At 53.7% G+C, this 13,220-nt stretch carries 10 protein-coding genes and 1 riboswitch; of the genes, 5 read left to right on the top strand and 5 right to left on the bottom strand.

Going from position 1 to position 13,220, the window contains the following annotated elements; genetic code table 11:
* Positions 1 to 56: 56 nt before the first annotated feature.
* From BLW97_RS11730 to BLW97_RS11715, 4 genes are all read right to left on the bottom strand, one after another.
* Positions 57 to 1,508, bottom strand: a complete 1,452-nt coding sequence (locus tag BLW97_RS11730; protein ID WP_143214879.1) for a S41 family peptidase — start codon at positions 1,506 to 1,508, stop codon at positions 57 to 59.
* 60 nt (positions 1,509 to 1,568) lie between these two features.
* Positions 1,569 to 3,056, bottom strand: a complete 1,488-nt coding sequence (locus BLW97_RS11725) for a murein hydrolase activator EnvC family protein (RefSeq protein WP_075323235.1) — start codon at positions 3,054 to 3,056, stop codon at positions 1,569 to 1,571.
* Positions 3,057 to 4,586: a 2,3-bisphosphoglycerate-independent phosphoglycerate mutase gene (gpmI, locus tag BLW97_RS11720; protein WP_010641168.1), complete on the bottom strand. Its 1,530-nt coding sequence runs from the start codon at positions 4,584 to 4,586 to the stop codon at positions 3,057 to 3,059. It abuts the gene before it with no gap.
* Between the two features lie 66 nt (positions 4,587 to 4,652).
* On the bottom strand, positions 4,653 to 7,139 hold the full coding sequence (locus tag BLW97_RS11715) for a glycogen/starch/alpha-glucan phosphorylase (protein ID WP_010641170.1): 2,487 nt from the start codon (positions 7,137 to 7,139) through the stop codon (positions 4,653 to 4,655).
* A 211-nt stretch (positions 7,140 to 7,350) separates the two neighbouring features.
* On the opposite strand from BLW97_RS11715, the gene BLW97_RS11710 reads away from it, so the two are divergent.
* Positions 7,351 to 7,737, top strand: coding sequence for a rhodanese-like domain-containing selenoprotein (locus BLW97_RS11710; protein WP_010641172.1), 387 nt, complete (start codon positions 7,351 to 7,353; stop codon positions 7,735 to 7,737).
* A 56-nt stretch (positions 7,738 to 7,793) separates the two neighbouring features.
* Here BLW97_RS11710 and BLW97_RS11705 read toward each other — a convergent pair whose 3' ends face one another.
* Positions 7,794 to 8,735, bottom strand: coding sequence for a carbohydrate kinase family protein (locus BLW97_RS11705; protein ID WP_024894812.1), 942 nt, complete (start codon positions 8,733 to 8,735; stop codon positions 7,794 to 7,796).
* Between the two features lie 122 nt (positions 8,736 to 8,857).
* Between BLW97_RS11705 and BLW97_RS11700 the strand changes: the two genes are divergently transcribed.
* The 4 genes from BLW97_RS11700 (at position 8,858) to metF (ending at position 13,127) form a co-directional block, all read left to right on the top strand.
* Positions 8,858 to 9,463, top strand: a complete 606-nt coding sequence (locus BLW97_RS11700; protein ID WP_075323234.1) for an outer membrane beta-barrel protein — start codon at positions 8,858 to 8,860, stop codon at positions 9,461 to 9,463.
* Positions 9,464 to 9,591: 128 nt separating this feature from the next.
* Positions 9,592 to 10,761 carry a methionine adenosyltransferase gene (metK, locus tag BLW97_RS11695; RefSeq protein WP_031575691.1) on the top strand — a complete coding sequence of 390 codons (1,170 nt, stop codon included), beginning with the start codon at positions 9,592 to 9,594 and terminating at the stop codon, positions 10,759 to 10,761.
* A 37-nt stretch (positions 10,762 to 10,798) separates the two neighbouring features.
* Positions 10,799 to 10,882: riboswitch (S-adenosyl-L-homocysteine riboswitch) on the top strand.
* Between the two features lie 20 nt (positions 10,883 to 10,902).
* A complete protein-coding gene (ahcY, locus tag BLW97_RS11690; protein WP_075323665.1) occupies positions 10,903 to 12,309 on the top strand; it encodes an adenosylhomocysteinase in 1,407 nt (468 codons plus the stop codon).
* Positions 12,309 to 13,127 (top strand): methylenetetrahydrofolate reductase [NAD(P)H], encoded by an 819-nt coding sequence (metF, locus tag BLW97_RS11685; protein WP_075323233.1) that lies wholly within the window; start codon positions 12,309 to 12,311, stop codon positions 13,125 to 13,127. The genes ahcY and metF overlap by 1 nt, the downstream gene beginning before the upstream one ends.
* Positions 13,128 to 13,220: the final 93 nt, after the last annotated feature.

Raw genomic sequence — 13,220 nt, 5'->3', positions numbered from 1 at the left:
TTTCAGAAACCACGGTGCTTTGACCGCATTTTCATGGGATTTATCCCGATTCAAATTTATTGGCCAGAGGCAACAGACAAGGGAATCACTTCCTGAACGCTATGACCATTTTCATCAACAGGTACTGCCTGTTTTTCGAGAATTGCCAAAGCCTCGCGCAAAACATAATCTTTTCCCAGATTCGGTTTGAGGATGCTGGCAGCCTCCATGGCCTCTTCCGAAGCAGAGCCACCACTGGTTTTTGCTGTGACGAGGGCGGGCTTGTTGGCCGGTGCCGTAATAGTGTACTGCGGTTTTACCTTGCTGCAAGTGTCGGGAGCTTTGAGAACGCCCTGTAATTCCGATTCCTTGAGCAGATCTTCATCCATCGCTCGCAGCTGGGGATTGGCAGGCTGAATTTCCACATTGGGCACAATGCCCTGACTTTGAATGGAGCAACCCGCCGGCGTGTAGTACAGAGCGGTGGTCAGTTTGAGTGCGCCACCATTACTCAGGGGGATGACGGTCTGGACAGAACCTTTACCAAAACTGCGCTGCCCCATGACGAGGGCACGGTGGTCGTCCTTGAGTGCACCAGTGACAATTTCGGCAGCCGAAGCAGAGCCGCCATTGATCAAGACGATCATGGGCGCGCCGTGAAGATAATCCGGGCCATGTGCCGTAAAGCGCATGTCGCTGTCGGGGGTTCGCCCTTTGGTGTAAACAATCAGTCCCTTGTTTAAAAAGGTATCTGCGGTTTCTACACCGGCGCCAAGGACCCCACCGGGATTATTACGTAAATCCAGAATCAGACCTTTCAGGTGTCCATGAGCGGCTTTTTCCAGTTGCTCCACGGCCTGGCGCGTTTTCCGACCGGTGTTTTCCTGGAACTGACTGATGCGAATATAGCCATAATCCGGTGCCAGCATGGCGGAGCGTACACTCTGAACCTTGATAATGGCGCGGGTAAGGGTCAAGTGGATGGGCTGATTCTGATGCGGACGCAAAATGGTCAGGGTGACCTGAGTGCCCGGTTTGCCGCGCATCATGTCCACGGTTTTTTGCAGACCAATACCCTGCAGTGCCTTGCCGTCAATTTTGACAATCAGGTCTCCGGGTTCGACGCCAGCTTTGGCGGCAGGAGTGCCATCAATAGGAGCGACGACCTTAAGCACACCATGATCTCCGGTCACTTCAATGCCGAGGCCACCAAACTTGCCATCGGTGACCACCTGCATCTCCTTGAATTCTTTGGGCGTCAGGTAAGCGGAGTGCGGGTCGAGGGCGCTGACCATGCCACTGATGGCACCGGTCATTAATTTTTTGTCAGAAGTAGGGTCCACATAATTGGATTTGACGATTTCAAAGACCTGACTGAGGGTCTGGATTTGTTCCAGGGGGATGTGGTTCTGATCCGCATCTGCGTAAGCACTACCCGCGTAACTGCTGCCCAGGCCCAGCATCAACACAACACTGAGCTTGAGCCATGTGCCAGCTGGGCGCGGCAGGATGCGATTGAGTGGGATCATAATGTATTTCTCCAAAAAGCATGCGTCCGGTTTCCAGGAATCGGAGGATCCGGATGAAATTCAGTTGTGAATGTAATCCAGAGGATTGACGGGATGACCGGCGTTGCGAATTTCAAAGTAAAGTCCGTCATTACCCAGTTCACCGCCACTGCCTACCGTGCCTACCTGATGCCCTGCTGCGATTTGTTCGCCGACATGGGCATCGGTGGAACCCAGATGTCCATAGATGCTGAGCAGGCTATGACCAATCTGAACAATTACAATTTGTCCGTAACCTCTGAGCGGGCCAGCATAAAGTACCATGCCGGGAGCAATGGCGCGAACCGGTGTTCCTTGCGCCGCCTGAAAAGTAATACCCTGCCAGTCGAGACCGCCGGTTACACGCGGACTGCCATAGCGTGCGGTAATGGGACCGTTAACGGGTGCTGGATAGCGGCCATGGCCGATGATCGGGGTGCTGGGCGGGCTGATGCTCGGACTGGGAGCAGGCTGGGGTGCTGGCGGCGGAGGTGTCGCGGGTGAGACCGGTGCCGGAACGGGTTTCCGGGGAACCGTGGTAATGTGCGGCGGATGAACTTCGATAGTCGGAGGTGCAGCATTTTCGGCAGCACGTTGGACTTGTTCCGCACGCTGTTGTTCCTCGGCTTTTTGCACGGCTGCAGCGCGTTGTTCGGCACGTTTTTCCGCAGCCAGGCGGCGTTGTTGGGCTGCTCTTGCCTCGGCGGCGGCGCGTGCCTGCGCTGCCGCACGCGCCGCCGCTTCGGCCGCTGCCTTGCGTCGCGCTGCTTCGGCAACAGCCTCCTGGTGTCGGAACTGAACCACCAGGCGACTCACCAAGCCATTAAGAATATTGGCGTTAGCCTGTAATTCGGCAATTTTGGCCTTGTCTTTGGCGATCCGGTCGGTCAGCTGATTTTCGAGAGTGGCATGTTGCTGACGCTGCTGGTTCAGGGTATTTTCCTGGGCCTGGATTTGCGTGGCGAGTTTCACTAATCCCGCTTCTCTCAGCTCTACCTGGTGTTGTGTCTGAACGATTTGTGCCGCCGTATTTTGGGTTTTTACAATGAGCGTGCTGCGGGCTTTGGCTAGGGAAGCGTAATAAACACTCATCCGTCCCAATTCTCCGGGCTTTTCGGTTTGTAGCCAGACCGCGAGGGGGGTTGTCCCACCGAGCATGTAAGCCCCCCGCAATTGTTTACCCAGAATTTCTTTCTGCTGGACCAACTCTGCCTGCAATGCCGTTATTTTTTGTTTCAGTTCATTCAGTTTTAATTGGGTTTGTTGTTGTTGCGCCTGAATGTCAGCCAGCTTTTTTCGGGTCGTCGCAATTTTTAGATCAAGCGTTTTGATTTCGTCGCGCAGTTCCGCCTGGGTTTTTTGACCGGCGTTCAGATGGGCCTGAATTTGCCCCAGATTCTCGTGGAGATGCTCCAGTTTTTCGCGACTGTTTTGGATTTTTTCCTGAAGCGAACTGGCATCTGCTCCCAGTGGGAGTAATCCGGTCAGTATCAGCAGAGTAACCGAACGGAGCAAAATCCTCGAGGTCATTTAGGCAGTCTGCACCAGATTTTTTCCGCCCATTTCCGGTGGTTTGGGCAAACCCATAAGATGCAGAAGCGTTGGCGCCAGATCTTCCAGAGCACCGCCCGACAATAGCTCGGCAGGACGTCCAATATACAACAGGGGGACCGGGTTGCAGGTATGCGAAGTGTGTGCCTGACCACTTTCGGTATCCAGCATCTGCTCAACATTCCCATGGTCTGCGGTAATCAGAACTTCTCCACCAACATTACGTACGGCGCTGACAATACGTCCGAGGCTTTGATCGACGGCCTCTACTGCCGCAATGGCGGCACTGAGTTTGCCGCTGTGACCAACCATATCGGGGTTGGCAATATTGCAGATGATGGCATCATATCGGCGACTTTCCACCTGCTCTACCAGCGCATCCGTCAGAGCGTTCACACTCATTTCCGGCTGCAGATCGTAGGTGGTGACCTTGGGAGAAGGAATCAAAATCCGGTCTTCGCCAGGATAAACGGTTTCGTCGCCACCATTCAGAAAGAAGGTTACATGCGCGTATTTTTCTGTTTCGGCAATGCGTAACTGATGTAATCCGTGTTGGGCAAGCCATTCCCCGAAGGTGTTTTTGAGCCGGGTCGGAGGAAAAGCCACATGGACGTCAAAATGTTCACTATATTCAGTGAGTGTCACAAAATCTGCGAGTTTGGGCGTGGCCTGACGGGGAAAGCCGTCGAAGTCGGGCTCAATGAAGGGGCGGGTAATCTGCCGGGCGCGATCAGAACGAAAGTTCATGAACAGGACGGCGTCATGATCCTTAATACAGATGGGTGTGCCGCCGATTTGTGAGGGGGCAACAAATTCATCACTTTCGCCCCGGGCATAAGCGGCGGCCAGCGCCTCCTGACCCGTGGCATAGTGGGTACCTTTGCCAAGAGTAAGCAAATCATAAGCTTGTTGTACCCGATCCCAGCGATGATCCCGATCCATGGCATAAAACCTACCAATCAGCGAGGCCAGTTCGCCACCGTGGGTTTTCAATTCGGCTGACAGTTTTTCCAGAGAATTTTCCGCACTGCGGGGTAGGGTGTCGCGTCCATCCAGAAAAGCATGTACGTACACCCGTTCCGCTCCCCGACTTCGGGCCAGACGCAGGGCGGCAAACAGGTGTTCTTCGTGGGAATGAACCCCCCCCGCCGAGAGTAATCCAAGGATATGGACCGCTCCGCCCTGAGCTTTGGCCGTATCAACTGCCGCACAAAGTGCGCTGTTTTTATAGAAACTTGCGTCCATGATGCCACGGTTGATGCGTTCGTATTCCTGGTAAACAACCCGTCCGGCCCCGATATTGATATGCCCGACTTCACTGTTGCCCATCTGTCCGCCGGGCAACCCTACGGAAGCCCCGGAGGCATTGAGGAGGTTATGAGGATGGCTACGCCACCAGCCGTCCCAGTTAGGCGTATGGGCCAGGGCAATGGCATTGTTTTCAGGATCTTCGCGATAACCCCAGCCATCCAGGATCAGCAACAGTACGGGGCGCGGTGTGTGGGCCATCAATTTCCTCTAAACCGGGAAGGAATACAAATTAAGGACGCATTAAAGCAGATCAGGCGAATTCTGTCATGGGGTCATCACCAGGGGTTTGAGATGCCAGATATCGGCATTATATTCCCGAATGGTGCGGTCGCTGGAAAATACACCGCTGGCAGCACAGTTCAAAATACTCAGACGCTGCCATTCCGTCTGGTCACGCCACAATGCTGCTGCCTCCTGTTGTTTCAGCTTATAGCTGGTGAAGTCGGCCAGTACCATCCAGGGATCATGCGGATTATTGAGGGTGTGCATGATGGGATCAAAAATGCCCGGTTCAAAGGCATTGAAATACCCGCTGTGCAGGAGATCCATCACTCTCTGCAGATCGTGGTCGGCCTGCAAATAAACTTCTGGATGATAGTTGCCCCTTAACTGACTGACTTCCTGGGCATTCAGGCCAAACAGAAAAAAGTGTTCGGGCCCGACGGCATCGCGTATTTCAATATTGGCACCATCCAGCGTACCAATCGTCAGTGCGCCGTTCATCATGAACTTCATGTTGCCGGTTCCTGAGGCTTCCTTGCCTGCCGTGGAAATTTGCTCGGACAAATCGGTGGCTGCACAAATCTGTTCCATAAGGGAAACCCGATAGTCCGGCAGGAAACAGACCCGCAAGCGACCGGCGGTATCGGCATCATGATTGACCACGTTGGCAATGTTGTTGATGAGTTTGATGATCCGCTTGGCCATGAAATAACCGGGGGCGGCTTTCCCGGCGAATAGCACATTACGCGGGGTGACTTCGGAGCCTTCACCGCGTTTGATGCGATCATAAAGGTGAATGACATGGAGGGCGTTGAGCAGTTGCCGCTTGTATTCATGAATGCGTTTGACCTGGGTATCAACCATGGCACCCGGAATAAAATGCACACCGGTTTGTTCCAAAACCAGCTTGGCGAGGCGGGCCTTGTTAATTTGGCGAACCGCATCCCAGCGTTTGCGGAACGTGGCGTCTTCTGCAAAGGGGGCCAGGGCCTTGAGATGATCCAGGTCGTTCTTCCAGTCAGGACCAATTTGCTCGGTAAGCAGTTCCCGCAAGGCGGGGTTGGCCCACTGCAACCAGCGCCGGGGCGTGACGCCATTGGTTTTGTTGTTGAACTTTTGGGGCCAGAGCTTGTGGAAGTCGGCGAATAGCTCGTCGCAAAGCAGTTCCGTGTGCAGTGCGGCTACGCCGTTGACGGAAAAGCTCCCCACCACCGCCAGGTGGGCCATGCGGACCATTTGTTCGCCATTTTCCTCGATGATGGACAGGCGTTGTAGTAAGGCATTATCCCCTGGCGCCCGACGGGCCACTTCCTGCAGGAAACGGCCATTGATTTCAAAAATGATTTCCAGAAGGCGCGGCAGGAGCTGGCGAAACAGGCGTACCGGCCAGCGTTCCAGAGCTTCTGGAAGCAGGGTATGGTTGGTATAGGCCATGGTGTGGCTGGTAATTTTCCAGGCGCTATCCCAGTCCAGGCCATGTTCATCCATCAACAGGCGCATCAGTTCCGGTACTGCGCAACTGGGATGCGTATCGTTGAGCTGAAAACAGTGATGTTCGGCAAAATGGGTAAAATTTTCACCATGTACAGCGACCCAGTCGGCCATCACATCCTGTAGACTGGCCGAGGCCAGAAAATACTGCTGACGCAAACGCAGTTCCTTACCATTTTCACTGCTGTCATTGGGGTAAAGCACCATGCTGATATGTTCAGCATTATTTTTGGCCGCTACGGCTTCGGGATAAGCCCCTGCATTGAATTCGCCGAGATCAAATATATCGGTGGAGGCAGCGCGCCACAGTCGCAGGGTGTTGACGACCTCATTGCGATAACCCGGTATGGGAATGTCATAGGGAACAGCGAGGACATCGTGGGTATCCACCCAGCGATGCTGTAACTTGCCCTGAGCGTCCTTATACACATCGCTGCGCCCAAAAAAATGAATGTGACGCACGCGTTCTGGTCGTTTCAGTTCCCAGGGGTAACCATTTTTCAGCCAGTGATCGGGTTCTTCGACTTGCTCGCCCCCCCGAATTTCCTGACGGAACATGCCATAACTGTAGCGTATGCCATAACCCGTGACGGGGAGCCCCAGTGACGCACAGCTATCGAGAAAGCAGGCAGCCAGACGACCTAGTCCGCCATTCCCCAGACCCGCATCGGGTTCTGTCTCAATGACGTCTGTCAATTGTCGATGTTCATTCTCGAGCACTGACTCGGCCGCTTCTTCCAGCCCGAGATTGAGCAGGGTGTTACCCATGGTACGGCCCAGCAAAAATTCGAGAGACAGGTAAAAAGTGCGCTTACCCTTCTCTTCAGCCACTTTTTGCTGGGTTTTTTTCCAGCGTTCTACCAGACGATCACGCAGGCTCATGGATAGCGCGGTATATACATTAATTTTTGAACCGGTTTCTGCCTCTGCACCCAAGGTATGAAACAGGTAATGACGGGTATCGGAGCACAGGCTGCTGGCATCCATACCAAGAGGGGGTAAGACACAGACGATTTTCGCAGGACGTCTGGCAGGCATGATGTGGCTCCTCATGTGCGGATGGTCGACACCCCCATCATAGAATGATGTTATGGGGAATTGAAAGGGGTTATGGTGTTGGAATTTGCAGATATTTCATGGATGGGCACTATTTCAGATCAGCGTGGCAAAGATGCTAATCTTGAGGTGACAAAAATATATCTGGCCAGATCTCCGGTCAGCGTTTCATCCTCTTGAAAAGGAGTCGTCCATGGCTAAATCTTTGGCGGATTTTATACGCAGTGCGCGCAGTCAGATTCGTGAAGTGGATTGCGATACTCTGGAAGACTGGTTGCGTACCCGCGACGACTTGGTGCTGGTGGATGTGCGGGAAGCCCATGCTTTTGTCGAGGGGCATCTACCGGACGCTATTCATGTTCCCCGAGGCTATCTGGAAGCCCTTGCTGATCCGGATTACGGGCATTGCCACCCGGTGTTATCCCAGGCGCGGGATCAGGTGGTGGTGTTGTATTGTGACAGCGGAACGCGTTCCGCACTTTCTGCCGTCACTTTGCAGGAAATGGGTTTTAACGAGGTGTATAACCTGGGTGGTGGCATCAATGTCTGGGATGCAGAAGATAAGCCCATTGTGACCTGATGCGTTGACCTTCAATCGGGCCGCTGTCAGCGGCCCGATTGAAGCGACGGCATCAATTACTCAATCTGGCTTCCAAAATTTTCCTGGTAACGTTTTTTGAATTCGCTCCAAGTGAAATGATGATTTTGGGTGCCAGCCGTTTCGATTTTGTAGGCGCCCATCAACGAGGCAATCTTGCCACTGGTTTCCCATCCCAGATTATGTTCAAGGCCGTAAAGCAAACCGGCCCGATAGGCGTCGCCGCAACCGGTGGGATCAAGTACGGCCCTGGGTTTTGCTGCAGGAATGTGGGTTTCCTGGTCTTCGTGATAGATGACGGAACCCTGTTCGCCTTTGGTAACGATCAGCGCTTTCAGACGCTGGCGTAACTCCGCGACGCTCAAGCCGGTACGGGCCTGAACCATCTGGCATTCGTAGTCATTAACCGTCAGATAGTCGGCCATATCAATGAGACGGGTCAGGGTTGCTGCGTCAAACAGCGGCAGCCCCTGTCCGGGATCAAACAGTGTGGGAATGCCTGCGCGGGTCAAGTCCTCCAGATGCTGGATCATGGCCCCCAAACCATCGGGTGAGACAATGGCCCAGTGCACATCGCTGGGGATTTGCCCGTCCAGATGGTTTTCCTGGGCCATAAACATTGCACCGGGATGAAAAGCGGTGATCTGATTGTCGTCCAGATCGGTGGTGATAAAAGCCTGCGCCGTGTAATGATCAGGGAGGATGCGAATCAGATGGGTATCCAGCCCCTGCTGTTTGATATGCTCAAGGTAGGGTGTGAAATCCTGACCGGCGGTGCCGGCAATGACGGGGTTTCCTCCCAGCAGCTTGAGATTGTAAGCAATGTTACCGGCACAACCGCCAAAATCGCGACGCATTTCCGGTACGGTAAAAGACACATTCAACATGTGTACCTGCTCAGGCAGGATGTGGGCCTTGAAACGGTCCTGAAACACCATAATGGTATCAAAGGCCAGTGATCCGCAGACGAGTGTGGACATGGCAACTCCTTGTTGGGTTTTTGTCAAATTGTTGGGTTGGGTGTGGTATTTTTGCTGAAAACAGACTATTATCATAACAGGTTTTCACGAATTGTGTTGTCCTGTCCGAGGTGGGTCTGGTCATGAACAGGGGTTTGCGTACATTGCTGGCGGTTTCCATGCTGGCTCTTGCCGTTCCGGCTTGGGCTGCGGGTTCTGCTGCCCACGATCAGACCTATGTGAACCTTTTCGGGGGTAATACTTTTTTCAGCGGTGCCAGTGGGCTCGCTCATCATGATGGTAATGCGGTGCTGGGATTGCGTTTGGGGCAACGTCTCAGTGCGCACCTAGGTGTCGAGGCGCAGGTGGCTGCAGCTTTTGCCCATTTGCAGGATGCTGCACCCAATGCTGACGCTAACCAATACAGCGGCGCACTGCTCGGCAATGTGTATGCTTTTGCCAGTCCGGACACTCCCTATGTTTCTCTGGGTCTGGGCGCTTCCAGTAACCGCTTCAATCAGGATCTGGGGCGCGGTACTTCGTTGATGGGCGTATTGGGACTGGGTTATCAATATTCCCTGGGGGATCATTTTGGTTTGCGTCTGGATGTCCAGGATCAGCTTCTGTTCAATACCCCTAAGTCCAGCGCCGCAAACCTCAACAATGTGCAGGTAACGGGCGGTATTTCCTATTTTTGGGGCGGCAGCAAAAAATCGGCCTTTCCAGTCATCGGCCCTGCCCATCCCTGAAGCTTGAGTGGATTTTGTTTGCGGGGTGAGCGTCTTTCACTTCGCTTGGCCGTGTATCCTTTGCTATAGTGCGCTCTGTCCCCGTCGACGATCAATTCATCGGCCACGCCAGCAAGGAGCCTGAACGCATGTCCAAAAGCCATCTTTTTACTTCTGAGTCTGTTTCCGAAGGTCATCCCGATAAGGTCGCAGACCAGATTTCCGATGCCATCCTTGATGCCATTCTGGCGCAGGATCCGCGTGGTCGGGTAGCCGCTGAAACCCTGATTACTACCGGCCTTATTGTTCTGGCCGGCGAAATTACGACGACGGCTACCGTCGATTACGCAGACGTTGCCCGTCAGACGGTGCGCCGGATTGGCTATGATTCATCGGAAATGGGCTTTGACTGGGCCTCCTGCGCAGTGATGCAGACGCTCGACAAGCAGTCTCCGGATATTGCCCAGGGTGTGAATGAAGGGGCTGGTCTGGATCTGGACCAGGGTGCTGGTGATCAGGGCCTCATGTTCGGTTTTGCCTGTGATGAAACCGACGTGCTGATGCCAACTCCTATTTATTTCGCCCATCGTCTGACCGAGCGCCAGGCTTTGGTACGCAAGGATGGCCGCTTGCCCTGGTTACGTCCCGACGCCAAAAGTCAAGTGACGGTGCGCTACGAAGATGGTCGCCCGGTGGCTATTGATGCCGTCGTCCTCTCCACCCAGCATAGCCCGGATATCAGTCATGCCGATCTGGTGGAAGCGGTGCGGGAAGAAATCATCAAGCCGGTATTGCCGCCGGAAATGCTGCACAAGGATACCAAATATCTGATCAACCCTACCGGGCGTTTTGTCATTGGCGGACCCGTAGGCGATTGTGGCCTGACGGGCCGCAAAATCATTGTAGACACCTACGGTGGTCAGGGCAGTCACGGTGGTGGTGCTTTTTCAGGTAAGGATCCTTCCAAGGTAGACCGATCTTCTTCTTACGCCGGTCGTTACGTTGCTAAAAATATTGTTGCTGCAGGTCTGGCGAGTCGCTGTGAAGTTCAGGTGGCTTATGCCATTGGGGTATCCCAGCCGGTCAGTCTGATGGTTGATACTTTCGGCACCGGTAAAATTGATGATGATCGCATCGCGGCGCTGGTCCGTGAGCATTTTGATCTGCGTCCCAAGGGTATTATTCAGATGCTGGATCTGCTCCGTCCGATTTATGGTAAAACCGCTGCTTATGGGCATTTCGGTCGTGAAGAACCGGAATTTACCTGGGAACGTACCGACAAGGCTGCAGCCTTGCGGGATGCTGCTGGATTGCGATAAAAAGACCTCTGCGCGGAGAACCTCTCCGCCGGAAGTTCGGGCCGAGGAGCGCTGCAGTCGCCAGATCTCTGGTGGTCAGGCTCGGCCCGTTTTCCTTCGTGTAAAACCGCGCTCGCTTTCATGACCAAAGGAACTACCTACATGAATGCTGTGCTTAAAACGGGTGAAGACTTTAAAGTGGCTGATATGTCTCTGGCCGCCTGGGGACGTAAGGAAGTCCGTATTGCTGAAACGGAAATGCCGGCATTGATGGCTATCCGCCGGAAATATCAGGCTCAGCAGCCCTTGCAGGGTGCGCGTATTGCGGGCTGTATTCATATGACCATCCAGACCGCTGTACTTATCGAAACCCTGGTGGCTTTGGGGGCTGAAGTGCGCTGGTCTTCCTGCAACATTTTTTCTACGCAGGATCAGGCTGCAGCAGCTGTTGCAGCCGCAGGCGTTCCTGTTTTTGCCTGGAAGGGCGAAAGCGAGGAAGAATACTGGTGGTGCGTAGAACAGACCATTACGGGTCCTGACGGCTGGCGCCCCAATATGCTGCTGGATGATGGTGGAGACCTCACAGGATTGCTCCATGAGAAGTATCCCGAGTTGCTGGAGGGCATCCATGGTGTTTCCGAAGAAACGACCACAGGCGTGCATCGTCTTTGGGAAATGGCCAGGGAAGGCAAGCTCAAGGTGCCGGCCATCAATGTCAACGACTCGGTGACCAAAAGCAAAAATGACAACAAATACGGTTGTCGTCACTCCCTCAATGACGCCATCAAGCGAGCCACGGACCATTTGTTGTCTGGTAAGCGCGCCCTGGTTCTGGGCTATGGGGATGTGGGCAAGGGCTCGGCAGCCTCCCTGCGTCAGGAAGGCATGATTGTGCGCGTCACCGAAGTGGATCCCATTTGTGCCATGCAGGCCTGCATGGATGGGTATGAAGTGGTTTCGCCCTACAAAAAGGGTATCAACGATGGTACCGATGCCTGTATTGATCGGGATCTGCTGGGCCAGACGGACTTACTGGTTACTGCTACCGGTAATTACAATGTCTGCGATGCGGGCATGTTGAAGGCCCTCAAGAAAGGCGCTGTCGTTTGTAATATTGGTCATTTCGACAATGAAATTGATACGGCTTTCATGCGTGCGAACTGGGCCTGGGACGAGGTTAAGGCTCAGGTGCATAAAGTGTATCGTGATGCGCCGGCAGGCAGGGACTTTGATGCAGACAGTGATGATTACCTGATTCTCCTTTCTGAAGGCAGACTGGTGAATCTGGGCAATGCTACCGGGCACCCCAGTCGCATCATGGATGGTTCTTTTGCCGATCAGGTGTTGGCGCAGATACATCTTTACGGGGAGCGCTTTGCTGATCTGCCTACCGCGCAAAAGTCTTCGCACATCAGCGTCACCGTCCTGCCGAAAACGCTGGATGAAGAAGTGGCCCGTTACATGGTGGAAGGTTTTGCCGGGGTGCTGACCCAGTTGACAACAGCTCAAGCCGAATATCTGGGCGTTGACGTCCACGGGCCTTTCAAGAACGACGCGTATCGTTACTGATGGCGCACTCCGTCGAGTTTTTTCCGCCAAAAAATGCTGCAGGCGAGGAGCGCCTGCGCGAAACCATTGCTGCTCTGTTACCTTTGGGGCCGGAATATGCCTCAGTGACTTTTGGGGCTGGTGGTTCCACCCGTGAACGAACTTTTGCGACGGTGGACATGATCCGCAAGGACTATGATCTGGAAGCTGTCCCGCATCTTTCCTGCATTGGCTCAACGGAATCGGGTATCCAGGAAATTCTGGAAGATTATCGAACCCAGGGTATTCAGCGCATTGTCGCCCTGCGTGGTGATTTACCAGAAGGCATGAGTAACCCTGGTCATTTTGAATATGCAGCCGATCTGGTGGGTTTTATCCGTCAGTTCGGCGGTTTTAAAATTTATGTAGCCGGATATCCGGAAGTGCATCCCAAGGCCGTTTCTGCTGAAGAGGATTTGCAGCATCTGGTGGAAAAGGTGCAGGCGGGTGCAGATGCGGTTATCACCCAGTATTTTTATAATCCCGATGCGTACTTGCAGCTCCGGGATGATTTACAACGGCGGGGCGTTGAGGTGCCGATTGTAGTGGGTGTCATGCCCATCACAAATTTTGAACAGATTTCCCGTTTTTCGGCCATGTGCGGAGCAGAGTTACCGCAATATCTGCGGCGCCGCATGGAAGCTTATGGGGAAGATCTGCAGTCCCAATATCAGTTGGGGATTGAGTTGCTGAGTCGGCAGTGTGAGACATTACTTGCGCAAGGCGCACCCAGCCTGCATTTTTATACGCTGAATCAGTCCGAGGCGACTACGGCCATCTGGCAGAATCTCGGGCTTTAAGTACTTTTGACGCCATTATCGAAGCCTCGAAAGCGTTGGTAATGGCGTGTTTTATGTTGACCGGCTGATAACCTTTGTTAAACTGGATTCAAG

Origin of the sequence: Acidithiobacillus albertensis, from assembly GCF_001931655.1 — a bacterium.
Lineage (GTDB): Bacteria > Pseudomonadota > Gammaproteobacteria > Acidithiobacillales > Acidithiobacillaceae > Acidithiobacillus > Acidithiobacillus thiooxidans.
The sequence above is the reverse complement of the archived record's forward strand: the minus strand, read 5'-3'. Positions and strand labels throughout refer to the sequence as shown.